This window comes from Rhodovulum sp. ES.010 (assembly GCF_900142935.1).
In the GTDB taxonomy this organism is placed as follows: domain Bacteria; phylum Pseudomonadota; class Alphaproteobacteria; order Rhodobacterales; family Rhodobacteraceae; genus Rhodovulum.
Map to the genome: position 1 here is coordinate 995,808 of NZ_FSRS01000001.1, position 23,916 is coordinate 1,019,723.

Below are 23,916 nucleotides of genomic sequence, written 5' to 3' on the forward strand. Positions count from 1 at the left end.
GCCGCGCCGTGCACAAGCCGCCGCCGCGCTACAGTCACCGCCCTGCCCGCGCGCCGGACGCTGCGGCCCGCCAGGTCGACCTCGAGGTCAGCCAGATGGAGCAGCGGGTTCGGCTTCCCCGCATAGCGCCGCGCGACCGAGCCGATGCGTGCGGAGAGTTCCGACAGGTCGAAGGGCTTGACCATGTAGTCGTCGCCCCCCGCGTTGAGGCCCGCGATCCGGTCCGGCACCTTGTCGAGCGCGGTCAGCACGATCACCGGCGTCGTATCGCCCCGCGCGCCCGCCACGCAAAACCCTGCCGGCAGTCCTCGCGGCGCGCCTAGCGCATCTTGCGGGTGGCGTTGATCCACTCAACCATCTCGACATCAAGCGCCTGCAGGATCTCGGCCGCACGCTCTGCATCGCCACGATTGACGAGTTCTTCCAGAGCCATGTGCACGCCGCGATGCATCCGCTGCACCCCGTCGATCGCCTCGCGGTTCGCCACCGGGTTCATGCCAACTCCTTCAGCCTGCCCTCACGCGCGGCGGGCAAGATGGCAGAGCTGCCCCAACACGGCAACACCCCGCTCCTGCACCCCCGCCGGAACCGGCACGATTGCACCGGAAACGCCCGCTGGCTACAGACGGAGACGACGCAACCGGAGGACGCCGCCATGGCCTGCACCTGCCTCACCCGCCGCCGCTTTCTCGCCGCGACCGCCGCGGGGTCCGGCCTCGCGCTCATGGGCTGCAACACCGAGCCGCCAACGCTGGTCTCGGCCGACCAAGTCGACGCGATGGGCCGCAACGCATGGTCCCAATTGCGCGCCGAGGTGCCGGAATCCCGCAATGCCGAGTATCGCGAGGTGCTGTCGGGTGTGTCGGGGCGGCTCCTGCGCCAGATGGGAGAGTCCCCTGGCGACTGGGAAATCCGCGTCTTCGCCACCCCAGAGGTCAATGCCTTCGCCCTGCCCAGCCGCAAGGTCGGCGTCTACGAGGGCATGTTCGGCGTCACGCAGAACCCCGACCAGCTGGCGGCGGTGGTCGGCCACGAGATCGGGCACCTCAAGGCAAACCACCCGCAGGAACGGGTCAGCGCCGAGGTTGCGACCGACATGGGGCTGCGCGTAATCTCGGGCCTGCTAAGCGCAGGCGAGATCGGCAATGCCGACACGATCTCGGCGGCGCTGGGGCTGGGCGCGCAGGTGGGCCTGTTGTTGCCCTATTCCCGCCAACAGGAGTTGGAGGCCGATGCCTTCGGCCTGGGCGCCATGGAACGGGCGGGATACGAGGGGCGCGAGGCGATCGCCCTGTGGCGGCGGATGGACGCGACAGGCGGGGCGCGGGGGCCCGAATTTCTTGCCACCCATCCGGCCCCCGCCTCGCGCATCGAAGCGATGGAACGGGTGCTCGCAAGCCTTCCGGCCTGACGGCGCGTCGCGACGGCCCGTACCGGCCGAGAGCCGTTGGTGACGCGCAGACGTGACCGACAGGCTGACATTCTTGCGGGCGCCCGCAACCAGTCGGCCGCAGTCGGCGATCACAAGCCGCGCGAACGCGCTCTCGAAGAAGAAGAACAGCGAGGACGCCTTGGCCGGCACCCTCGCACGGCTCCACCGCTTTCCTCAGAAGACCGGTGCCTGGAGCGCGTCTGCGCGTCGTCACCGCCGGTGCGGTCACATCAACCTTCGGCGCTCTCGCCGCTCATGTAGATCGACATGAAGGCGGGCTCGCCCATCCGGTCGAGCGTCGCAAGCTGGCGGTCGAGCCAGTCCCAGTGGCCCTCTTCGTCCAGGACGATCTTCTCGAACAGCGTCCGCGTGCCGATATCGTTCGCCTCGGCGGCGTCGCGGGCGGCCTTGCTGTAGAACTCGATGGCACCCTGCTCCTCGGACTTGTCGTCCTGGAACAGCCTCTTGAGCGTTTCGGCCATCTTCGGTGTCTTGGTAGGCGTGAGTTCGGGTGTCCCGCCGAGGAACATGATCCGCTCGATGAACTGGCCGGCATGGCCCAACTCTTCCTGCATCTCCTCGCGCATCCGCTGGGCCAGCTTGTCCAGCCCCCAATCCTCCAGCGTATGCGCGTGCAGCAGGTACTGGTTGACTGCGGTCAGTTCCATCGCAAGCGCGGTTTGCAGGTTCTCGATGCTCTTGCTGCGGTCGCTCATTGGTCGTCCTCCGTGTCTGTTGCAATTCACCCCTGACCTAACCACGCGCGGCCAAGGTTGAACCGGGGCGCGGCAAAGCGTCTCGAAGCTCGACGCAAGCGGCCGGGACGCGTTGCGGCGCAGGCCGGCCTTCAGCCTGTTTTGCGGCCCCCAAATGCAAACGGCGCGGACCCAAGGCCCGCGCCGTGAAACAGGATCGCACCCGCAAGGGTCGGCGACTCACTCCTCCTCGAGCTTCTCCACCGCCTCTTGCAGCTCGTCCTTAGAGACTTCCTTCTCGCTCACCTCGGCCAGTTCGGCGATGTAGTCGACCACCTTGTCCTCGAAGATCGGCGCGCGAAGCTGCTGCTGCATCTGTGGGTTCTGGCGGACGAACTCGAAGAACTGCTGCTCTTGGCCCGGGTATTGGCGCGCCTGCGCCATCACCGCCTGGGTCATCTCGTTGTCCGAGACCGTCACCTCGGCCTTGCGCCCGATCTCGGCCAGCAAGAGGCCCAGCTTGACCCGACGCTCGGCGAGCGTCTGGTGCTCTTCGGTCGGCTCGATCTCGCCATGGTCGTGGCCTTGAACCTCCGGGTGCTCCTCATGCCAAAGCTGGTGCGCGATCTGCTTGGCCTCGGCTTCCACCAGGCTCGGCGGCAAGTCGAAGCTCACCTTTTCGTCCAGCACGTCCAGCAACTGGCGTTTCATGACCGCGCGGGCCGCGCCGGCGAACTCGGCCTCAAGGCGCTCGGCCACGGTCTTCTTCAGCGCGGCGAGGTCATCGGCCCCGAACTGCTTGGCCAGTTCGTCGTCGATCTCGGCGGGCTTGGGTGCTTTCACCGCCTTGACTGTCACGTCGAAGGTCGCCTCCTGGCCCTTCAACTTCTCCGCTCCGTAATCCTCGGGGAAGGTCACGGTGACGGTCGCCTCCTCGCCCGCCTTGGCCCCGATCAACTGCTCCTCGAAACCGGGGATGAAGCTTTGCGAGCCCAGAACCAGCGGGTAATCCTCGGCCGCGCCGCCCTCGAACGGCTCGTCGCCCAACTTGCCGACGAAATCGATGACGACCTGGTCGCCCTCCTTGGCCTTGGAGCCCTTGCGGCGGTCCTGGAAGTTCTGGGCACTCTCGGCCAGCTTCTCCAGCGCCTCGTCGATCTCACCGTCGCCGGCCTTGACGACCAGCTTCTCGAGCGCGATCCCCTTGAGCTCAAGTTCGGGAATCTCGGGCAGCGCCTCGTAGGTCATCTCGACGACGACGTCGTCGCCCTCCTTCCAGTCCTCGCCGACCATCTTGACCTCAGGCTGCAGGGCGGGCCGATCGCCGGTTTCCTCGAAATGCGCGTTCATCGCGCCATCGATGGTTTCCTGCATAACCTCGCCCATGACACGCTGGCCGAACTGCTTTTTCAGCAGCGGCATCGGCACCTTGCCCTTGCGGAACCCCTTCATCTCGACCTGGGGCTGGGCCTCGGCGAGTTTCTCGTTAACCTTCTCGTCGAGTTCGGCGGCGCTCACGGTGATCGTGTAGCCGCGCTTGAGGCCGTCGTTCAGGGTCTCGGTGACCTGCATCCTGTCCTGTCCTTCTCATCCGTTCATGGTGCGGGTGGAGGGACTTGAACCCCCACGCCTTGCGGCGCTTGGACCTAAACCAAGTGCGTCTGCCAATTCCGCCACACCCGCGAAAGCCGAAGGGGCCGCCCGTGACGCGCCGGGCCGCCCCCGAAAATCCGCGCCCTTCTAACAAAGCCCCGCAGCCGATGCGAGCGGAAAAAGCGCCCCCGACGGCCCGCGAAACCGGCCCTTTGAGCCCGGATCGCTCGCAGCGGAACGTCCGCCCCGCCCGGGGTCGCGTCCGCTGAGAGCCGGCGCGCGCGAGTGTCCCCGAAGGCCCCCGCCCGGCACTGGCCTTCGCGCCCAACGCGGGAGAGCCGATCACAGGCCGAGCGCGAAGAACACCCGCGGCAGCATCTCGGGCAAGTCCTCGGCGATGAGTCCTGGCCCGAAGACGCGGGCGGCCTCCACGTGCAGCCACGCCGCGGCCTCGACGCGCCCGTGGATCTCGCCGGATGCGCCGGGCGCGGCGAGAAGCCCCGCGATCATGCCGGACAGTACGTCGCCCGCCCCGGCGGTGCCGAGCCAGGGCACCGAGCGGTCGTATAGCGCGGCGTGGATCGAGGCCACGCCGCCCGGACTGGCGATCACCGTGTCGGGTCCTTTCAGCAGCACCGTGCAGCCGGCCCGGTCGGCCGCCCGGCGCGCCGCGTCCACCTTGGACATGCCCACGCGGCGGCGCGCGGCATGCGAAAGGTCGGGGAACAGCCGTGCGAACTCACCCTCATGAGGCGTCATTACGCACGTTCGATGGGTGAGCGCGAAGAGCGCCTCCGCGTCGCCGGCAAAACTCGTGAGCGCATCGGCGTCCAGCACGACGCGGCGGCGCTCCGCATCCGTCCGGCCCGTCACCGCGTCCACGGCGGTCGCGACGAGCGCACGGGTCGCCGCCCCAACGCCGAGCCCCGGCCCCAGGCACAGGGCGGTCAGCCGGTCGTCGGCCAGCATCTCCGCCAGCGCCTCGGGCCCGGCGAGCGGACGCAGCATGATCGCGGTCAGTTGCGCGGCGTTCTCGATCAGCGCTGCGGGCGGGCACGCCACGGTCACGAGCCCCGCGCCCACCCGAAGCGCCCCGCGCGCGGCCAGCCGCCCCGCGCCCCCGCACCCGACGCCACCGGCCAGCACCACCGCATGCCCGCGCGCATACTTGTGCGCAGCGGGACCGCCCGCAGTGAACAGGCTGCCCGGCCACGACCCATGCCTGCCCTCGGCCCGGCTCACGCGCCGCACGCGCGCGGGATCGGGCGGCGCATCCGGCGGCACGGACGGGCGGTCATGCGGTTCGAGACCAATATCAACGACGACCACCTTCCCAGACGGCATCGGCGGCGGCCCAAGATAGTGCCCGACCTTGGCCCGGTGAAACGTGACGGTAAGGTCTGCCGCGACCTGCCCCGCAGGCGGCGGCGCGCCCCGCCCGCCGGGAAGAGCCGGCAAAAGCATCTCGCCCGTATCGCAATTCAGGCCGGACGGGCAGTCCACTGCCACGCCCCGGCACTGCGGCGCGTCGCGCCCGCGCAGCGCAAGGAGTGCGCGCAGCGCCACCTCGGGAATCGGCCGGCTCAGCCCTGTCCCGAACAGTGCGTCTACCAGCAAGTCAGGCGGTGCGCTCCCGTCCGGCGCGTCCGTGTCAAGCGCCCGCACGGCGCCCATCCGAGCCCAGCGGTCGTGATTGGCCCGCGCGTCCGGGGGCAGCTTCGCCGCGTCGCCCAGCAGCCACAACTCGACCGCCCAGCCCTTGTCGCGCAGACACCGCGCGACGACGAACCCGTCGCCGCCGTTGTTGCCCGGCCCGCACAACACCACGGCCCGATGCGCGCCACGCGACAGCTCCGGCCATTCCGCGAGCACCGTCTCGACCGCGCCGCGGCCCGCCCGCTCCATGAGTTCCAGCCCGGTGACCGCACCGGAGGCGATCGCCGCTTCCTCGATGGCGCGCATTTGGGCAGATGTCACGAGTTCGGTCATGCTTTACGCCCAAGATGTTCACAAACCGCCGCCCCACCGGGCAACCTGATTAAATAATGGGCAGCAGCCGGAATTTCGGAAAGCGGCCCCTCGGGACCCCAGCCTAGCCAATTGTGCGCCCTCGGCGAAAGTGGTCTGTCGGGCCTCGAACCGCCACCGAGAGGGAGTCGCGCGCCGTGAAAAAGATCGAGGCGATCATCAAGCCCTTCAAGCTCGACGAGGTCAAGGAGGCGCTGCAGGACGCCGGCGTCCAGGGTCTCAGCGTCATCGAGGTCAAGGGCTTCGGCCGCCAGAAGGGCCATACGGAACTGTATCGGGGCGCCGAATACGTCGTCGACTTTCTGCCCAAAGTTAAAATCGAGGTCGTCCTGCCCGACGACCATGTCGACGCGGCGATCGAGGCCATCGTGGCCGCCGCCAAGACCGAGAAGATCGGCGACGGCAAGATCTTCGTCTCGCCCGTCGAGCAGGCAATCCGCATCCGCACCGGCGAGACCGGCGAGGACGCTCTCTGAGAAACAGCATGTGAACGGCCGGCGCGCGCCGGCACCGACCATTACCTAAACGAGAGGGGAAGAAAGGTCACATGAGCAAGGACAAGGTTCTCAAGACCATCAAGGACGAGGATGTCGAGTATGTCGATATCCGCTTCACTGACCCGCGCGGCAAGCTGCAGCACGTCACCGTGATGAGCCACCTCGTCGACGAGGATTTCCTCGACGAGGGCTTCATGTTCGACGGCTCGTCCATCGCCGGCTGGAAGTCGATCGAAGCCTCGGACATGAAGCTGATGCCCGACACCGAAAGCGCCTATCTCGACCCGTTCTACGCCGAGAAGACGATGTGCATCCACTCGTCGGTCGTGGAACCCGATACGGGCGAACCCTACAACCGCGATCCGCGCGGCACAGCCGAGAAGGCCGAGGCCTACCTCAAATCGTCGGGCATCGGGGATGTGGCCTATTTCGGCCCCGAGGCGGAGTTCTTCGTCTTCGACGACGTCCGCTACTCCACCTCGATGAACAAGGTGTCCTACGAGGTCGACGCGCTCGACGCGGCCTGGAACACCGACACCGAGTACGAGATGGGCAACACCGGCCACCGCCCGGGCGTCAAGGGCGGCTACTTCCCGGTCAACCCGGTCGACGACGGCATGGACCTGCGCTCCGAGATGCTGTCGACGATGAAGCGCATGGGCATGAACGTCGACAAGCACCACCACGAGGTGGCGTCCTGTCAGCACGAACTGGGCCTTATCTTCGGCAGCCTGACCCGTCAGGGCGACCACCTGCAGATGTACAAGTACGTCATCCACAACGTGGCCCAGGCCTACGGCAAGTCGGCGACCTTCATGCCCAAGCCGATCGCCGGCGACAACGGCACCGGCATGCATGTCAACATGTCGATCTGGAAGGACGGCAAGCCGCTGTTCGCTGGCGACAAATACGCCGATCTCAGCCAGGAAGCGCTCTACTACATCGGCGGCATCCTCAAGCACGCCAAGACGCTGAACGCCTTCACCAACCCAGCGACGAACTCCTACAAGCGCCTGATCCCGGGCTTCGAGGCGCCGGTGCTGCGCGCCTATTCGGCGCGGAACCGCTCGGGCTGCGTGCGGATCCCGTGGACCGAAAGCCCGAAGGCCAAGCGCGTCGAGGCCCGCTTCCCCGACCCCTCGGCCAACCCCTACCTGTGCTTCGCGGCGCTGCTGATGGCCGGTATCGACGGGATCAAGAACAAGATCGATCCCGGCGAGGCGATGGACAAGAACCTCTACGATCTGCCGCCCGAGGAACTGGAAGGCATCCCCACGGTCTGCGCGTCGCTGCGCGAAGCTCTGGAAAGCCTCGAGAAGGATCACGAGTTTCTTCTGGCCGGCGACGTGTTCACCAAGGACCAGATCGAAGGCTACATGGAGCTCAAGTGGGAGGAGGTCTACGCCTTCGAACACACGCCGCACCCGGTGGAGTTCAAGCTGTACTACAGCTGCTGACGCGAGGCGGACGGTAGGACCTGAAGGGGCGCCATTTGGCGCCCCTTTTTCGTTTCGCTGCAGCGCTCAGTCGGAAGCCGCCGGGCGCGCCGGGTCGAACCCGATGGGATGGGCCGCGAGCGCGGCCCGCTGCGCGGCGTCCAAGCTTTCTCGCGCGACCACGTAGGTGTGGATCGAGAACACCACCGCTTGCGTGCGCGGCAGGCGCGCCAGAACCTGTCGCTCGCTGCGCAGCCACGGCGCGGGTCCCTGCACCTTGGCGCGCGGCGCGGACTCCGGACGGGGCTGGAACAACGCCGGATCCGCGTAGAAATGCGCGTTCGCCCGCCACAGCAGGCGCCCCGGCCGCAGGCCCGCGAAAAGCCGGTTCACCCGCGCGGCGAGCGCCGCATCGTAGTGCGGCACCGGCCCATGGATCGCGTCGAGCAGCCGGCCCATCTTTTCGGCAAGCATCCAGCTTGCGGGAAAGCACAGGATCGCCCCGGTCAGCACATGGGCGCCGCCCCGCCTCTCCATCAGGCAGAAATCCTCCTGCACGAGGCGCCCCAACGTCAGCAGCGGCGCGTCCCCGGTCAAGGGTCACCCGGACCCCGTCCGGGCGCGTTACGGCGCTGTCGGACAGCTCGAACCCGCCGAGTCCCGGCAACAGGGCCAGCACCGCCTCCAGCACTTCTGCCGCGGCGTCTGTCGCGCACGGCTCCAGCGCGTGCACGCGACCGCAGGCCGTCTCGATCAGCCGGTCACGCTCGGCCATCTGGGCGGCATAGGCGTCATCCACGACCAGCCAGTCGGCCATGTCGAGCGGCTGGATGCCCGGAAGCCGCCGCATCTGCGGCACAGCCCAGGGCGTGTAGGGCAAACGTCGTTGCAGGATCGGGCGCGGTGCGGCCATGCCCAAGATCAAGGCCGATCCCGACCGTCCACGCAAGACCCGAGATGCACGCCCCTTGCCGCGCGGACCCGGCGGCCCCAAGGTGACGCCACATCCGAAAGGAGGCTCCATGGAGAAAATCATCTTCGCAGGGCATGACGGCCACTCCCTCGCCGCCCGCCTCGACCGGCCCGCGGGCGCGGTGCGGGCGGCCGCGCTCTTTGCCCACTGCTTCACCTGCGGCAAGGACATCCACGCCGCGCGCCGCATCGCCGGGCGGCTGAACGCGCTGGGATTCGCGGTGCTGCGGTTCGACTTCACCGGGCTCGGCCAATCCGACGGCGCGTTCGAGGACACGACCTTCACCTCGAACGTTACCGATATCGTGGCCGCCGCGCGCCACATGGACAGCATGGGGCTCGCGCCGGGCCTGCTGATCGGGCATTCGCTGGGCGGCGCGGCGGTGCTGAAGGCGGCGCGACAGATCGACTCGGTGCGGGCAGTGGCGACACTCGGCGCGCCGGCCCATCCCGAACACGTCACGAAGCACCTGCAAAGCGCGGAAGCGGGTCCGGACGGCGTGCGCGAGATCACGCTGGGCGGGCGGCGACTGCGGGTCGGGCCGGACTTCCTCGACGACGTCGCGACAGAAAGCCTGGAGGGCGCGATTCGCGATCTCAAGCGCGCGATCCTGGTGATGCACGCGCCGCGCGACGAGATCGTCGGAATCGACAACGCAACCGAGATATTCACCCGCGCGAAACATCCCAAGAGCTTCGTCACGCTGGACAGCTCCGACCACCTGATTTCAAGCGCCGAAGACGCCGAGTACGCGGCGGGCGTCATCGCCGCCTGGGCACAGCGCTATCTCGACCTGCCCGCACCCGCCGCGCCGGCGGACGCCCCCGAAGGCGTGGTCCGCGTCACGGAGGCAGACCCGGAGGGCTTTCAGCAGGATGTGGTGTCTGGCCGCCACCACCTGACCGCAGACGAGCCCGCCGCCTTCGGCGGCACCGACCGCGGCCTTTCGCCCTATGGGCTTCTAGCCGCCGCGCTCGGGGCCTGCACCGCGATGACGGTTCGGATGTATGCCCGGCGCAAGCGCTGGCCACTAACCGATATCCGCGTGGACGTCGCCCATGACAAGCTGCATGCGCGGGACGCGGAGGCTGGCGCCGGGCAGAAGGTGGACCGGTTCCACAGGGCGGTCTGCCTGGCGGGGGAGCTCGATCAGGACCAGCGCGCGCGGTTGATGCAGGTCGCAGATCGCTGCCCGGTGCACCAGACGCTGGAACGGGCCTCCGAGATCGTGACCGAACGCGCCTGAGCGGCACTCTCGGCCCGCGGCGCGGGCCGGGCGTCCGGCGGGGATATTTCGGGCCAGAAGAAGGCCCCGCTTCGCGACACAAACGATACGGGCGCGCCCGTTGCGGGCGCGCCCGGAGGCCGCATTCGGAGCCGGATCAGCCGCGGGCCCGGCCGACGAGTTTCCAGAGCGCGGGGATCAGCAGGGCGGCGAGGCCGAGCTTGAGCGCGTCGCCGATCAGGAACGGCGTCAGGCCCCAGGCCAGGATCGGCTGGTCCCAGCCGTAGAGCTGGCCGAGCCACAGCAGGCCGGGCACGTAGATCAGTACGTTGCCTGCCAGCATCGCCAGCGCCATCCGCCCGGTCGAGCGGTCCCATCCGGCGCGGGCGGCGAGGCCGAGCGCGGCGACCGCCAGCACGTAGCCAAACAGGTAGCCGCCGGTGGATCCCATCATGTAGGTCAGCCCCGACGCCTCGGCGCTCGTGCCCACGAAGACGTCGTAGCCGAGCGCGCCGATCCCGAGATAACCGAGAATCGTCGCCAGCCCGAGCCGCGGCCCGTAGGCAGCGCCGATGGCGAGCACGGCGAAGGTGCCCATCGTGATCGGCACAGGCCACATCGGCACGCGAATCTTCGCCGCCACGGCGAGCACCGTGATACCCGCGACAACGAGGAGCGCCTGCTTTACACGCAGGGCCGCGCCGGAGCCGGGCAGCAGGGTTTCGGCAAGAACCTTGTCGGTCAGGGCCAGGGCCATCTCCATCTCTCCCGTTCAATCCAGTGACGCAACTTGTGCCCCAGGACCCGCCCCTTCGCAAGCCCCGTCCGGCGCGTAGCGCGAGACCATCACGTAATCCTTGCGCGGGCCGGTCACGCGCCAGCGGCTCGACCAAAGGGGCCAATGGGCGAAGTCGTAAGCGACGGCGTAGCGGTCCGGGGGGCAGTCGTGGCTGGCTTTGGGGGCGGTGCCGGGCCGGATCGCGTGGAAGAAGCGGCCGTCCTCGAAGAAGATGTCGATTCCGGCGGCGCCCGCGCGCCACAGGTAGCGCCGCGTGGCGGTGAACGCGGGCTGGCCCGGCAGGCGCAGCGCGCCGGTTTCGGCGTAGACCAGCCCGCCCGCGCCCTCGGACAGGCGCGCCTGGCCCTCGAACCGCGCCAAGTGGCCAGCCCGCGCATCCTCGATGATCCGCGAGAGCCGCCACAGCCCGATGAAGTCCGCCAGTTCCGGCATCCGCCGCCCGCCTTGCCGCGCCCTGCCCCAAGGGGTATCAGGCCGCCAAACCCCAGTCCAAGCCGAAGGCCCGCCAATGATCCCGCGCTATGCCCGCCCCGAGATGACCGAAATCTGGGAGCCTGCCACCAAGTTTCGCATCTGGTATGAGATCGAGGCCCATGCCTGCGACGCCCAGGCCGCGCTTGGGGTGATCCCGAAGGAAAACGCCGAAGCCGTGTGGAAGGCAAAGGACGTCGAGTTCGACGTCGGCCGCATCGACGAGATCGAGGCGGTGACGAAGCATGACGTGATTGCCTTTCTCACCCATCTGGCCGAGCATGTCGGGTCGGACCAGGCGCGGTTCGTGCACCAGGGGATGACGTCCTCGGACGTGCTCGACACCTGCCTGAACGTGCAGCTGGCGCGCGCCGCCGACATCCTGCTGGCCGATCTCGACAAGGTGCTGGCCGCGCTGAAAAAACGTGCCTACGAACAAAAGGACACGGTGCGGATCGGCCGCAGCCACGGCATCCACGCCGAGCCAACCACGATGGGCCTGACCTTTGCGCGGTTCTACGCAGAGATGGACCGCAACAAGGCACGCCTGCAGGCGGCGCGGGCTGAAATTGCCACGGGCGCGATCTCGGGCGCCGTCGGCACCTTCGCCAATATCGACCCGCACGTGGAAGAGCATGTCTGCGCGCAGATGGGGCTGACGCCCGAGCCGATCTCGACCCAGGTGATTCCCCGCGATCGTCACGCGATGTTCTTCGCGACCCTCGGCGTTATCGCCAGCAGCATCGAGAATGTCGCGATCGAGATTCGCCACATGCAGCGGACCGAGGTGCTGGAGGGCGAGGAATTCTTCTCGGCCGGACAGAAGGGGTCGAGCGCAATGCCGCACAAGCGCAACCCTGTGCTGACCGAGAACCTGACCGGGCTCGCCCGCCTCGTGCGTGCCTGCGTCATCCCGGCGCTGGAGAACGTGGCGCTCTGGCACGAGCGCGACATAAGCCATTCGTCGGTCGAACGCGGCATCGCGCCGGACGCCACGGTGACCCTCGACTTCGCGCTCAACCGGCTGGCGGGCGTGATCGACAAGATGGTGATCTACCCCGAGACCATGCTGAAGAACATGCACAAGTTCAAAGGCTTGGTCATGTCGCAGCGGGTTCTTCTGGCGCTTACCCAGGCCGGCGTGTCCCGGGAGGACGCCTATCGCCTGGTGCAGCGTAACGCGATGAAGGTCTGGGAAGAGCGCAAGGACTTCAAGGAAGAACTGCTGGCCGACCCGGAAGTGACCGCGGCGCTCAGCCCGGCGGAGATCGAGGAGAAGTTCGACCTCGGCTATCACACCAAACATGTCGACACGATCTTTGCCCGGGTTTTCGGCGAAACCGGCTGAGTCGTGTTCTGACATCGCCGTGAGTTTGGAAAATACGCGGAGTGTGCTACTTTCTGTCTCACCTCATTAGGGAGATGCACCCATGACCAAGACCATCCTCTCGGCGGCCGTGCTTGCACTCGCCCCCACGCTGGCGGCCGCCGAGTGCGGCTGGAGCAAGAAGATGAACGCCAATCAGTGCGCCGACGGCCAGATCTTCGACGCGGCGTCGGGCACCTGCGTGGACCAGGCGACCAGCTGAGGCACTTAACGCCGGACACGAAAATTTACGGCGCGGGCCCTGCCCGCGCCGTTTTTCTCGCACGATTGCGGGATATTGCGCCGACGCTAACCTCGCCTTAAGGGGCCGGCGGCCATTCTCGCGCGGTTACAGTCGGAGTACCCGCTTGAACAGCCTCGCCCCCACCGCCCCGCAGGGCTACATCCGCGCGCCCGCGACTCTCAGCCAACGCCGCAAGGCGGCGATCATCGTGCGCCTAATGCTGAGCGAGGGGGTGACCCTGCCGCTGTCGGACCTGCCGCCCGCGCTTCAGGCCAACCTCGCCGACGAGCTTGCCAATCTCCGCTATATCGACGCGCCCACCCTCCAGGCGGTCGTGACGGAGTTTCTGGCCGAGCTCGAACAGGCGGGGCTGGCTTTCCCGGGCGGCGTGGACGGAGCGTTGGAGCTTTTGGGCGAACACCTCAGCCCCGAGGCGACCGCCGCCATCCAGGCCAAGACCACGGGCGACGTGCTGCCCGAGTCGTGGGTACTGCTGGCCGACCAGGAGCCCGGCAAGCTTGCGGGCCTTCTGCAGGCGGAGGCCCCCGAGGTCGCCGCCGTGGTTCTGGCCAAGCTGCCAAGCTTGGTCGCCGCCCAGACGCTTGGCAAGATGGCCGGGCCGCAGGCCCGCCGCATCGCCTTCGCGATCACGCGGACGTCGCAGGTGCCGCCGGCGGCCGTCAACCGAATCGGCGACGCACTGGCCCGCCGTATCCTCGACACGCCCGCACCGGCCTTCGAGGCACCCCCGGAAAAGCGCGTGGGCGCGATCCTCGACGCAGCCCCGGCCACCACGCGCGACGACGTTCTCGAAGGGCTGGCGGAAACCGATGCCGAACTCGCCGAACGGGTGCGCCGCGCAGTGTTCACCTTCGCCGACATCCCAGAGCGGCTGGAACCGCTCGATATCCAGGCGCTGACCCGCACGATCGAGCAGGATGTTCTGGTCACCGCGCTGGCCGGGGCGGACGACAAGAACCAGGCCGCGGCGGACTTCATCCTGTCGAACATGTCGCAACGGCTCGCCGGGCAGTTGCGCGACGAAATCTCCGAGCGCGAGACGCCCGAGCCCGAGGCCGTGGAAACCGCGATGGCCGAGATCACCGCAGCGCTGCGCGGGCTGGAAGCGGCGGGCGAGATCAAGCTCAAGGCCGGCAAGAAATAGGCGCTGTGGCGGCGGCCTGGGCATGCTTGTGATCCGGCCGGACGCGGCGTATTCCTGCGCGCCGAGAGCGGCAAGAGGCGACCGGCCGATGGGCAAGCGACAGTCACGCGGAAGCGGGCCGGCCGACTGGCTGACCGACCGGGCAGTCCGGGGCCTAATTGCGCTCGCGCTTGCCCTGCCCTACGAAACGCGTGTGCGCTTTGCCGGCTGGGTCACGCGGCGCCTGGTGGCGCGGCCCGCGGGCTACCTTGCCCGCGCCGAGGCCAATCTCGCGCAGGTCTGGCCTGCCATGGACCGCAAGACATGCCGCCGCATTGCCCGAGCAGTGGCCGACAATGCCGGGCGCACCCTGATCGAAAACTACTCGACCGGCGATTTCCTGCCACGGATGGCCGGAATCGAACCTCGGGGTCCCGGCCTCGCCGCACTGGAAGAGGCCCGGACCGCGGGTCGATCGGCGATCCTCGTGACCGGGCATTTCGGCAATTACGAGGCCGCGCGCGCGTGCCTGGTTGCCCGCGGCTTCGAGATCGGCGGGCTCTACCGGCCGATGGCCAACCGGTTCTTCAACGCGCATTACGTCCGCACGATGGAAGCTTTCGGCGGCCCGGTCTTCCCACAGGGCCGGCGCGGCACCGCCGGATTCGTACGTCACCTGAAATCGGGCGGATTGCTGGTGCTTCTGATTGATCAGCACAATCGCCACGGCCCGGCGCTGGATTTCATGGGCCTTCCCGCGCGCACTGCCCTGTCTGCCGCAGAGCTTGCGCTGCGCTATGACGCGGCCCTGATCCCGTTCTACGCCACGCGGCAGCCCGATGGGCTGAGTTTCAAGGTGGACATCGAGGCGCCGGTTCCCCGGGACACGCCCGAGGCGATGACCCAGGCGCTGAACGACAGCCTCGCCGCGCGCGTGCGAACCCATCCCGAGCAGTGGTTCTGGGTCCATCGACGCTGGAAGACCGGCAAGGTCCCGCACGCCGCGAATTGAAGCGCGCCGCAGGGGTTGTTACCCTTGCGGAACGCACCCGGCCCTGCGCGAGGATCCCGCAATTGACCGCCTCCCCGGATCTGCTTGACCGGCTCAACGCCCTCGACCGCGCGTTCGACGCCGCCAATCGCCAGGCCGACGAGCCTGACGCGGCGGTTCGTCTGCTGGAGCGAGCGGCGGAGAACGTTCTGGGCAACCGGGTCGGGGCCGAGGACCATGAGGCGCTCGAACGGGCCTGCACCGACCGGCGTGCCGGCCCCGTGGCGCTGGCCCTCGCCGCGCGCGCTGCGCTCGCGGCGGGCGCGCGCGAGACCGCCGTCGCGTTGCTGCGCCGTGCCCAGGCGCGGGCGGCCAATCACCTGACGCTCCAGCGCATGCTGGCCGAGGCCGAGGAGCGGCCCGAGCGCGACGACGCCTTCGCCGACCGGTTCTGCGCCGCGCCCTTCGAGAACATCGAAACCCAGCCCGGAGGCGACGTGCATTTCTGTTGCCCGGCCTGGCTGCCCGTGCCGATCGGCAATCTCGGTGCGCAAAGCGCGGGGGAAATCTGGAACTCCCCCGCCGCCCAGACGATCCGCGCCTCGATCCATGACGGCTCCTATCGGTTCTGCAGCCGCACCCATTGCCCCAAGCTCTCGGGCGATACGCTGCCCCGTAACGAGGAATTGACCAAGGCCAGCCAGCGCCGTGTCGCGCAGGCGCGCGCGACCGCGATGGAGGACGGACCGCGCAAGATCGTGCTCTCGCATGACCGGTCCTGCAACCTGTCCTGCCCGTCCTGCCGGAAGGACCTGATCCTCGCCCGCCGGCCCGAGCAGGCGGCGATGAACAAGATGGCCGACGAGGTACTGTTTCCGCTGATGCGGGGCGCGGACCGGCTGCGCGTCACGGCAAGCGGCGACCCGTTCGGAAGCGCGCATTTCCAGTATGTGCTGCGCCATCTCGACCGGGCACACGCGCCGCACTTGAAGCTCGACCTGCAGACCAACGGCGTGCTGCTGACGCCCGCGCTCTGGGAGCGGCTAAAGCTGGAGGGCAAGGTCGGGATGCTACTGGTCTCGGCCGATGCCGCGCGCGCCGAAACCTATGCGGTGCTGCGCCGGGGTGGTCGCTGGGACGACCTGCGGCGCAATCTCGATTTCTTCGCCGAGTTGCGTGGTGCGGGCCGGATCGATCTCTTCCGGCTCGATTTCGTGGTCCAGTCCGCGAATTTCCGCGAGATGCCCGACTTCGTGCAACTCGCCCGCGCGGTGGGCTGCGACGGGGTCAAGTTCCAGATGATCCGGAGTTGGGGCACCTATTCGCCCGAGGAGTTTGCAACGGTCGACATTTCCAACCCGGCCCACCCTGACCATGACGCGTTCCTCGGCGTTCTGCGCGACCCCGTCCTGCGCCCGCCCTTCGCCGAGTTTTGGGGCATGCAGCGGGCGCTGGCCGATGCGCGGTGCAACGCCGCATGAACGGTCGGCCCGCCGGCCCTTCGCGGCGCCCCCCTGTTTTCGAACATGCGTTTCTACGCGAAACAATAACTCGTATCTTCGTCGCTGGATTTAGCATCGAAGCTTGATCCAGATCATGTGACGACCTTGGACCTATTCTAATGTGAGCCCGACGCGTGAACCCCAGCGATGAAACGGTGCACCCATGAAAGATCTTCTCACCACCGGCCTGCTGACAACGGCGATGAGTCTTCCTGCCGCGGCCCAGGATCTTCGGCAGATCGCGCTCGACTATTTCGAGCCGCTGCCCTCGACCATTCCGCAGATGGAAGACAACCGGGTGACGCCTGAAAAGATCGAGCTCGGCAAGGCACTGTTCTTCGACCCGCGCCTGTCGGCGTCGGGCGTCTTTTCCTGCTATTCCTGCCACAACCTGACCACCGGCGGCGATGACAACCTGGAAACATCCATCGGCCATGGCTGGCAAAAAGGGCCGCGCAACGCGCCCACGGTGCTGAACGCCGTTCTCAACATCGCGCAGTTCTGGGACGGCCGCGCCGAGGACCTGAAGGCCCAGGCCAAGGGGCCGGTGCAGGCCGGCGTCGAGATGGCCAACACGCCCGAGAACGTCGTCGCGACGCTGAATTCGATGCAGCAATACAGGGACTGGTTCGCCGAGGCCTTCCCGGGCGAGGCCGACGCCGTCACTTTCGACAACATGGCCCGCGCGATCGAGGCGTTCGAGGCCACGCTGATCACCCCCGCCCCGTTTGACGCCTTCCTGAACGGCGACGACATGGCGCTGGACGACACCCAGAAGGAGGGGCTTCAGCTCTTCGTCGACAAGGGCTGCGTGAGCTGCCACAGCGGGGTCAACCTCGGCGGCAACGGCTACTACCCGTTCGGTCTGGTCGAGAAGCCCGGCGCCGACATCCTGCCCGAGGGTGACAAGGGCCGCTATGCGGTGACCGAGACGGCGATCGACGAGTACGTTTTCCGCGCCGCGCCACTGCGCAACATCGCGGTGACGGCACCCTATTTCCACTCTGGCCAGGTCTGGGATCTGAAGACAGCAGTGCAGGTGATGGGCGTCGCGCAGTTGGGCCAGGAGGTCAGCGACGAGGAGGCCGACAAGATCGTGGCCTTCATGCACAGCCTGACCGGCGAGATGCCCGAGATCACCACGCCGGTCTTGCCGGCAGAAACGGCCTCGACGCCGCGGCCGACCGCCGAGCTGTTGCCGCAATAGCGGACCGTCGCGCCTCACGGTCGCAGGCTGTGCGGGCCGGCCGTCGTGGCCGGCCCTCTTGCGTTGGTCCTGTGCTCAGAGCACGCCGTAGGCCGCGATCGCCGTTGCCACCTTACGATAGGCCGCGACGTTGGCGCCGCGGCGATAGTCGATCCGGTTGCCGTCGCGCCCCTCTTCGGCCGCGCGGTTGTGGATCTCGCCCATGATGCGGCGAAGCGCGCGATCGACGTCTTCGGGGTCGAGCGGCCGGATGCTCGAATTCTGGCTCATCTCCAGCCCCGAGATGGCGACGCCGCCCGCATTGGTGGCCTTTCCGGGAGCGTAGCCCACGCCCGCCTCGCGCAGCGCCTCCATCGCATCGCGGGTGAGCGGCATGTTCGCCCCCTCGGCCAGCACCCGGAGCCCCGCGTCCATCGCCGACTTGGCCGCTTTCGCGTCGATCTCGTTCTGGGTCGCGCAGGGAAGGCCGATCTCGGCTTCGACCAGCCCCCATGGTGCGACGCCCTCACGAAAGGCGAGTCCAAGACCGCGGGGCGGGTCGGCAACATCCTGGCCTGCCTGCTTCCGCTCGCGTACCCAGTCGAGCGCATCCTGGCCCATGCCGTCCTCAGCCACCAGCGTGCCAGACCGGTCCGACAGCGTGACGACCTTTGCGCCCTCGCAGATCGCCTTTTCCGCGGCATGGGCCGCCACATTGCCCTTGCCGGAGATCGCCACGCGGCGCCTGGCCAGTTCGCGCCCTTCTTCGGCCAGCATCGCCTCGACGAAATAGACGAGCCCGTAGCCCGTGGCTTCGACCCTCAGCGCGCTGCCGCCGAACGCCTCGCCCTTGCCGGTAAGTGCACCGTGAAACTGGCCCCTGAGGCGTTTGTAGGCGCCGAACAGATAGCCGATCTCGCGCGGGCCCACGTTTATGTCGCCCGCGGGAACATCCTCGTCGGGGCCGATATAGCGGGCGAGTTCGGTCATGAAGGCCTGGCAGAAGCGCATGATCTCGGCCTCGCTGCGGCCGCGCGGGTCGAAATCCGCCCCGCCCTTGCCACCGCCGAGCGGCAGGCCTGTCAGCGCGTTCTTGAACACCTGCTCGAAGCCCAGAAACTTCAGTACCGATGGGCAGACCCCCGGTGAGAACCGAAGCCCGCCTTTGTAAGGCCCAATCGCGTTCGAGGTCTGAACGCGCCAGCCGGAATTGATCTCGACCTCGCCATCGTCGTTCTCCCAGACCACGCGAAAGCCGATGATCCGGTCCGGCTCGGTCAGCCGTTCCAGCACGCGCGCACGCGCCCAGGCGGCGTGGGCCTTCTCGACGGTCAGAACGTCAAAGGCCACCTCCCCGACGGCTTGCAGGAATTCGTCCTGACCTGCATTGCGGGCGGCCACGCGGCCCATGAAAGATTGCAGTAGCTTCGCGCGATCGGTCATATCGCCTCCTGCATAGTGGATTAGGGCCGACGCCGGCCGCGCACAGCACTGTCACGCGGGCGTGTCGCATGCAGTTCGCGCGGTGCCCGGCCTACTCCTCGCGGAAGGCGCGTTCGAAATATACCGCGATGGGGCGAAGGAGGTAAGAGAGCGGGGTGCGGTCGCGGGTGCGCAGGAACGCCTCCGCCGGCATGCCGGGCAACAGTTCAACTCCGGGCATGTCCTCCAGCACCGAGGTGTCGGGCAGGATCACGGCCTCGTAATAGGTCTGCTTGGTCGCCTCGTCGGTGAGCGCGTCGGCCGAGATGCGCAGCACCTCGCCCGGCACTTCCGGGGTCGTGCGCGCGTCGAACGTTGTCAGCCGCAGGAAGACCGGCTGCCCCGGGAAGACCTGGTCGATATCGGTCGTCTCAATGCGCGCCGAGACCAGCAGCGCCTGCCCGCCGGGGACCACGTACATCATCGGCTCGGCCGGTTGGACCACCGCGCGCACCGCGAAAATCGACGAGCCGAACACCACGCCATCGCTAGGGCTGCGCACGTCCAGCCGCGACAGCTGCTCGATCAGGCTGAGGCGGCGCTCCTCCAATTCGATCTCGCTGTATTGAAGGTCGCGCAGCTGGGTGATCGCCTCTTCGCGCCGGCTTTCCGCCAGGCGCAGCGCCTGCACGGACAGTTCCGAAATGCGCGCCCGGCTCTCGGCCACCTGCGAGGTCAGCCGCCCGATATCGCCCTCGAGCCCCGCCTCGTCGCGCTGCAGCGCGAGAACCTGGCCCACGGGTACGAGGTTCTGGGCGAAGAGCGTCTCCTTGTCGGTCAGTTCGCGTTCGACAAGGCCGAGCTGTTTTTCCAGCGCCGCGATCTGGGCCTTGGACCCCTCGATCTGGTTCTCGATCTGGGTCTTCTGCTCGTCGATTTGCTCCAGTTCCTGGGCAAGCGCGGCGCGGCGCGCGACGAACAGGCTTTTCTGCCCCTCGATCTGGCCGCGTATCCAGTCCGGGTCGAGATTGTCGAAGCCCGACACCTCGCCGATATCCAGCGTCTCGACCCCGTCGCGCTCGGCCATCAGCCGCGCCTTGCGCACCTCAATCTCGAAAAGCTGTCTCTCGACGATGGCCAATTCCGAGCGCAGGAAGGTACCGTCGAGGCGCAGCAGCACGTCGCCCGCCTTCACCTCGTCGCCATCCTTGGCCAGGATCTCGCCCACCACGCCGCCGTCGGGATGCTGCACCACCTGACGCTCGCTCTCGACCTTGACAGTCCCGGTTGCGACGACGGCGCCGGCGATGTTGGTCGCGATGCTCCAGACGCCGAGCCCGCCGACCAGCAGCAGGATCGCGACCGCGCCGACAACGAGCGGCAGGCGCGCTGAAGGAAGCGTCGGACGGCTCATTCGCCAACCTCCTGTCGCGCTGCGGCCGGAGCCGCGGCCCCAGCCCCCCGAGCGCCGTCCATCGCGCGCTGCACGTTGCCGGCGTTCTTCATCAGCGAGCGCACGATCTCGTCGCGCGGGCCAAGGGCCTTCTGCATGCCGCCATCGATCACGAGCAGCCGGTCGCAGACCGCGATGGCCGAGGGCCGATGTGTCATGATGAGCACCGATTTCCCGGCCTTCTTCATGTCGCTGACCACGGCATTGAGGGCCTCGGAGCCTTCGGCGTCGAGGGCCGAGTTCGGCTCGTCCAGCACCAGAAGCACGGGGTCGTGATAGAGCGCACGCGCAAGGGCCAGGCGCTGGCGTTGGCCGCCCGACAACAGCACACTGCCCTCCACAACGGGCGTATCGTACCCATTGGGAAGGCGCAGCACGATCTCGTGCACTCGGGCCAGCTTGGCGGCTTCGACAACGCGCCCGGCATCGGGCTCCAGCGCCATGTGGGCGATGTTCTCGGCGACCGTGCCATCGAAAAAGCGCACGTCCTGCGGCAGGCAGCCGATGTGACGGCCCAGCCGCTCGGGCCCGTACTGGTCGAGCGTGGCGCCCGCGAGCCGGACCTCGCCCGCGGTGGGCGTTACCAGCCCCTGTATAACGCGCGCAAGACTGGTCTTGCCCGCCCCGCTCTTGCCGATCACGCCAAGCGCCTCGCCCGGCTCGAGTTCGAAACTGATGCCGTAGAGGATCGGCGGCGTGCTGGCGGAGCTTCTCAGCGCCACATTGCTCAGCGACAGGCGCGCCTCCGGCGGGGGCAGCTCGGTCGGGGCGCGGCGCGCGGGAATGCCCTTAAGGAAGTCCGCGAGGCTGGTCCAGCCGCTGCGCGCCCGCTGGATCGCCGGCCACTGGCCGAGCACCTGATCGACTGGCGCCAGCGCGCGCCCCAGGAGGATCGAGGCCGCGATCATCGCACCCGGCGTCAACTGCTGCTCCAGCACGAGCCACGCGCCAAGCGCCAGCATTGCCGACTGCAGGAAGAAGCGGAAGGCGCGCGAAAAGGACGAGAACGTGCCGGTGAGGTCGTTGGCACCCAGCCCCTTGGTACCGGCCTCGTCCAGCAGCCGCGCCCAGCGTTCCGCCATCACCGGCGCCATTCCCTGCGACCAGATCAGCGCGCCGCCCTCTTCCGACTGGCGGGCGATCCGCTGTGCCTGGTGGGATATGCCCTGCGACTTCTCAAGCGCCTTGCGGGTGACCAGGCGGTTGATCAGCGTCACGGCGATCAGTAACCCCCCGCCGGCAATGGCGAGCCAGCCGAGCAACGGATGAAAGATGAAGATCGCGGCCAAGAAGATCGGCGTCCAAGGCAGGTCGAACAGCGCCATAAGCACGGGCGAGCCAAAGATGTTACGCACCGCGTCGAGGTCGTAAAGGGCTGTCGCGCCTGGCCCCTGCCCGCCGCGGATCGCCGCCCGCTCGATCACCGCCGCGAACACGCGCCGCCCGAATACCGCCTGAAGCCGCGCACCGATCCGCGCCATCACCCGGCCGCGCGCGAAATCGAGCAGCCAGTAAAAGAAGTAGAGCGCCGCGACCAGGATGAAGAGCGCGACCAGCGTCTCCTCGGACCGCGATCCCAGAACCCGATCGTAGACTTGCAGCATGAAAAGCGGGCCGGTCAGCATCAGCAGGTTGGTGAACACGCTGAACACCAGCACCGCAAGGAAAAGGCCGCGGCTTCGGGCGCGGGCCAGACTGAACGCATCGCCGTCCTCGGGCCGGCTCATGAACGCGGGCTCCGGGCGGGGTGCGGCGCGCGGGCGACGGCCGATCGCGGCAGCGGGAAACGGGTGCTGGGCCTCATCGGTCTTCCTTGTGTCCGGACACGGGACGAGCGCAGGATGCCGGCGCGCACGGGCCTCGCGAGTCACGAAGCGACACAAAGCGCGTTCGGCGCGAAATTTCAAGCACGGGCTTGGTCAAGACCGCGAGAACGTCGGCGATCGGCAAGAAACGGCGTTGCCCGCCTCCGGCGCCGGTGCGATCCTCCGCCGCGAGGGAGACCGGGCCATGATCGACAAGCTGGAGATGTTCATCGCGCTGGCGCGCGAGCAGCATTTCGGCCGCGCGGCCGAGGCCTGCGGGGTGACCCAGCCGACCCTTTCGGCCGCGATCAAGCAGCTCGAAGAGCAGCTCGGCGTGATGCTGGTCTGGCGCGGCTCGCGCTATGGCGGGCTAACGCCCGAGGGCGCGCGGGTTCTGGAACGTGCGCGCACCATCGTCGCCGATACCCGCGCGCTGCGCGAGGAGATGCGGGCGGTCAAGAAGGGGCTTTCGGGCGATCTCAGGATCGCGGCGATTCCCACCGCGCTCGCCGCGGTCAGCGCGCTGACCGACCCGCTCACCGCGCGCCATCCCAACATCCGCATCACGGTGCTGTCGCGCACGTCCATGGAGATTCTCAAGATGCTGGACGATCTGCAGATCGATGCCGGGATCACCTATCTCGACAACGAGCCGCTCGGCCGGGTCACCACGCTGCCGCTGTATGCCGAGCACTACAATCTGGTGGTCTCCGGCAGCAGCCCTCTGGCCGAGCGTGCCTCGATGACCTGGGCCGAGGCGGCGGAGTCGCCGCTCTGCCTGCTGACGCCAGACATGCAGAACCGCCGCATCGTCGACCGCCACATGGCCGAGGGTGGCGCGTCGGCGCAGCCGCGGCTCGAATCGAACTCGGTGATCACGCTGATCGCCCATGTGCAGTCGGGCGGCTGGGCGACGATCCTGCCCCGGCGCAGCGCGGCGCCCTTCCTCGATGGCGGCACGCTGGTCGCGATCCCGCTGACCGACCCCGAGGCCGAACACGAGGTGGGCCTCGTCGCGCCCCATCGCGAGCCCCACACGCCGGTGCTGGCTGCGCTAATCGACGCGGCGCGGCGAGCCGCCAGTCGATAGAGAACTTCTATCGACCCACGAATCGCCGGCATTGATCGGGTCGGGCGCGTTTTGGCACACTGTGGCATGCAAAGCAGGGAGCGCGCGATGACCGAGGCCGGCAGGTCGACACTCGAATTGCGGGTGCGAGAGATCGCGGCCGCGCATACTCGGATCGACGGACCGCTCCTGCCCGTCCTGCACGAGGTGCAGCACGCGCTGGGATACATCCCGCGCGAGGCGTTCGCCCCGATCGCCGAGGAACTCGACCTCAGCCTGGCCGAGATCCACGGCGTGGTCTCCTTCTACCCCGATTTCCGCACCGAACCGGCCGGGCGCCGCACGGTCAGGGTCTGCCGCGCCGAGGCCTGCCAGGCGGTGGGCGCAGCGCGACTGGGCGCCGATCTGCGCGCGCGGCTCGGCGTCGACTGGCACGAAACCACCGCCGACGGCGCGGTGACGCTGGAGCCCGTCTATTGCCTCGGTCTCTGCGCCTGCGGCCCCGCGGCGCTGGTGGACGACACGCCGGTGGCGCGCGCGACAGCCGAGGACCTGGAACGCCGCGCCCGCGAGGTGGTGGGATGA

22 protein-coding genes, 1 tRNA gene and 2 pseudogenes are annotated in these 23,916 nt (G+C 68.1%); 12 read left to right on the forward strand and 13 right to left on the reverse strand.

The genetic code is table 11. From position 1 onward, the window contains the following. Positions 1-20: 20 nt before the first annotated feature. Positions 21-278 (reverse strand): annotated as a pseudogene (locus tag BUR28_RS20745) (response regulator); the annotation flags it as partial. Between the two features lie 41 nt (positions 279-319). Continuing rightward, complete coding sequence (locus BUR28_RS19910; RefSeq protein ID WP_175566899.1) at positions 320-496, reverse strand: hypothetical protein; 177 nt, start codon at positions 494-496, stop codon at positions 320-322. Positions 497-535: 39 nt separating this feature from the next. On the opposite strand from BUR28_RS19910, the gene BUR28_RS04990 reads away from it, so the two are divergent. Continuing rightward, positions 536-1,411, forward strand: coding sequence for a M48 family metallopeptidase (locus BUR28_RS04990; protein ID WP_175566900.1), 876 nt, complete (start codon positions 536-538; stop codon positions 1,409-1,411). A 251-nt stretch (positions 1,412-1,662) separates the two neighbouring features. On the opposite strand, the gene BUR28_RS04995 is transcribed toward BUR28_RS04990, so the two are convergent. From BUR28_RS04995 to BUR28_RS05010, 4 genes are all read right to left on the reverse strand, one after another. Next, positions 1,663-2,148, reverse strand: a complete 486-nt coding sequence (locus tag BUR28_RS04995) for a bacterioferritin (protein ID WP_074219127.1) — start codon at positions 2,146-2,148, stop codon at positions 1,663-1,665. 219 nt (positions 2,149-2,367) lie between these two features. Further along, the gene (gene tig, locus BUR28_RS05000; protein WP_074219128.1) at positions 2,368-3,699 is read right to left on the reverse strand and encodes a trigger factor; all 1,332 of its coding nucleotides are present in this window, start codon (positions 3,697-3,699) and stop codon (positions 2,368-2,370) included. Between the two features lie 26 nt (positions 3,700-3,725). Beyond that, positions 3,726-3,810: transfer RNA gene (locus BUR28_RS05005), tRNA-Leu, on the reverse strand. 252 nt (positions 3,811-4,062) lie between these two features. Continuing rightward, positions 4,063-5,709 carry a bifunctional ADP-dependent NAD(P)H-hydrate dehydratase/NAD(P)H-hydrate epimerase gene (locus BUR28_RS05010; protein ID WP_074219129.1) on the reverse strand — a complete coding sequence of 549 codons (1,647 nt, stop codon included), beginning with the start codon at positions 5,707-5,709 and terminating at the stop codon, positions 4,063-4,065. A gap of 176 nt (positions 5,710-5,885) precedes the next feature. Between BUR28_RS05010 and BUR28_RS05015 the strand changes: the two genes are divergently transcribed. Beyond that, positions 5,886-6,224 carry a P-II family nitrogen regulator gene (locus BUR28_RS05015; protein ID WP_074219130.1) on the forward strand — a complete coding sequence of 113 codons (339 nt, stop codon included), beginning with the start codon at positions 5,886-5,888 and terminating at the stop codon, positions 6,222-6,224. Between the two features lie 71 nt (positions 6,225-6,295). Next, positions 6,296-7,702 carry a type I glutamate--ammonia ligase gene (glnA, locus tag BUR28_RS05020; protein WP_074219131.1) on the forward strand — a complete coding sequence of 469 codons (1,407 nt, stop codon included), beginning with the start codon at positions 6,296-6,298 and terminating at the stop codon, positions 7,700-7,702. Positions 7,703-7,768: 66 nt separating this feature from the next. On the opposite strand, the gene BUR28_RS18920 is transcribed toward glnA, so the two are convergent. Together BUR28_RS18920 and BUR28_RS20770 are read right to left on the reverse strand one after the other, a co-directional pair. Then, positions 7,769-8,278, reverse strand: a complete 510-nt coding sequence (locus BUR28_RS18920) for a heme-dependent oxidative N-demethylase family protein (RefSeq protein ID WP_074219132.1) — start codon at positions 8,276-8,278, stop codon at positions 7,769-7,771. Positions 8,279-8,402: 124 nt separating this feature from the next. Further along, a pseudogene (locus BUR28_RS20770) lies at positions 8,403-8,717 on the reverse strand (hypothetical protein); the annotation flags it as partial. Between BUR28_RS20770 and BUR28_RS05035 the strand changes: the two are divergent. Further along, positions 8,704-9,900 carry a bifunctional alpha/beta hydrolase/OsmC family protein gene (locus BUR28_RS05035; protein WP_074219133.1) on the forward strand — a complete coding sequence of 399 codons (1,197 nt, stop codon included), beginning with the start codon at positions 8,704-8,706 and terminating at the stop codon, positions 9,898-9,900. The pseudogene BUR28_RS20770 and the gene BUR28_RS05035 sit on opposite strands and share 14 nt — an antisense overlap. Before the next feature lie 136 nt (positions 9,901-10,036). On the opposite strand, the gene BUR28_RS05040 is transcribed toward BUR28_RS05035, so the two are convergent. Then, entirely contained in the window at positions 10,037-10,636 is a 600-nt protein-coding gene (locus tag BUR28_RS05040; protein ID WP_074221516.1) for a biotin transporter BioY, read from the reverse strand. Between the two features lie 15 nt (positions 10,637-10,651). Further along, on the reverse strand, positions 10,652-11,110 hold the full coding sequence (locus BUR28_RS05045; protein WP_074219134.1) for a DUF6314 family protein: 459 nt from the start codon (positions 11,108-11,110) through the stop codon (positions 10,652-10,654). Positions 11,111-11,186: 76 nt separating this feature from the next. Between BUR28_RS05045 and purB the strand changes: the two genes are divergently transcribed. The 6 genes from purB to BUR28_RS05070 all read left to right on the forward strand — a co-directional run bounded on the left by purB (position 11,187) and on the right by BUR28_RS05070 (position 17,603). After that, on the forward strand, positions 11,187-12,497 hold the full coding sequence (gene purB / locus BUR28_RS05050) for an adenylosuccinate lyase (RefSeq protein WP_074219135.1): 1,311 nt from the start codon (positions 11,187-11,189) through the stop codon (positions 12,495-12,497). A gap of 82 nt (positions 12,498-12,579) precedes the next feature. Beyond that, a complete protein-coding gene (locus tag BUR28_RS19915; protein WP_175566901.1) occupies positions 12,580-12,738 on the forward strand; it encodes a hypothetical protein in 159 nt (52 codons plus the stop codon). Positions 12,739-12,883: 145 nt separating this feature from the next. Then, complete coding sequence (locus BUR28_RS05055) at positions 12,884-13,924, forward strand: flagellar motor switch protein FliG (protein ID WP_074219136.1); 1,041 nt, start codon at positions 12,884-12,886, stop codon at positions 13,922-13,924. Between the two features lie 88 nt (positions 13,925-14,012). Next, positions 14,013-14,915, forward strand: coding sequence for a lysophospholipid acyltransferase family protein (locus BUR28_RS05060; RefSeq protein ID WP_074219137.1), 903 nt, complete (start codon positions 14,013-14,015; stop codon positions 14,913-14,915). 62 nt (positions 14,916-14,977) lie between these two features. Further along, on the forward strand, positions 14,978-16,375 hold the full coding sequence (locus tag BUR28_RS05065; RefSeq protein WP_074219138.1) for a radical SAM/SPASM domain-containing protein: 1,398 nt from the start codon (positions 14,978-14,980) through the stop codon (positions 16,373-16,375). A gap of 184 nt (positions 16,376-16,559) precedes the next feature. Further along, a complete protein-coding gene (locus tag BUR28_RS05070; protein ID WP_074219139.1) occupies positions 16,560-17,603 on the forward strand; it encodes a cytochrome-c peroxidase in 1,044 nt (347 codons plus the stop codon). Positions 17,604-17,678: 75 nt separating this feature from the next. On the opposite strand, the gene gdhA is transcribed toward BUR28_RS05070, so the two are convergent. From gdhA to BUR28_RS05085, 3 genes are all read right to left on the reverse strand, one after another. Further along, complete coding sequence (gene gdhA / locus BUR28_RS05075) at positions 17,679-19,025, reverse strand: NADP-specific glutamate dehydrogenase (RefSeq protein ID WP_074219140.1); 1,347 nt, start codon at positions 19,023-19,025, stop codon at positions 17,679-17,681. 91 nt (positions 19,026-19,116) lie between these two features. Beyond that, positions 19,117-20,418: an HlyD family type I secretion periplasmic adaptor subunit gene (locus tag BUR28_RS05080; RefSeq protein WP_074219141.1), complete on the reverse strand. Its 1,302-nt coding sequence runs from the start codon at positions 20,416-20,418 to the stop codon at positions 19,117-19,119. Continuing rightward, entirely contained in the window at positions 20,415-22,184 is a 1,770-nt protein-coding gene (locus tag BUR28_RS05085; protein ID WP_074219142.1) for a type I secretion system permease/ATPase, read from the reverse strand. Before BUR28_RS05085 ends, BUR28_RS05080 begins: the two co-directional genes overlap by 4 nt. 283 nt (positions 22,185-22,467) lie before the next feature. Here BUR28_RS05085 and BUR28_RS05090 point away from each other — a divergent pair, with 283 nt between their 5' ends. Both BUR28_RS05090 and BUR28_RS05095 read left to right on the forward strand, forming a co-directional pair. Next, positions 22,468-23,352: a LysR family transcriptional regulator gene (locus BUR28_RS05090; protein WP_074221517.1), complete on the forward strand. Its 885-nt coding sequence runs from the start codon at positions 22,468-22,470 to the stop codon at positions 23,350-23,352. Between the two features lie 66 nt (positions 23,353-23,418). Beyond that, positions 23,419-23,916: a formate dehydrogenase subunit gamma gene (locus BUR28_RS05095; RefSeq protein ID WP_254813688.1), complete on the forward strand. Its 498-nt coding sequence runs from the start codon at positions 23,419-23,421 to the stop codon at positions 23,914-23,916.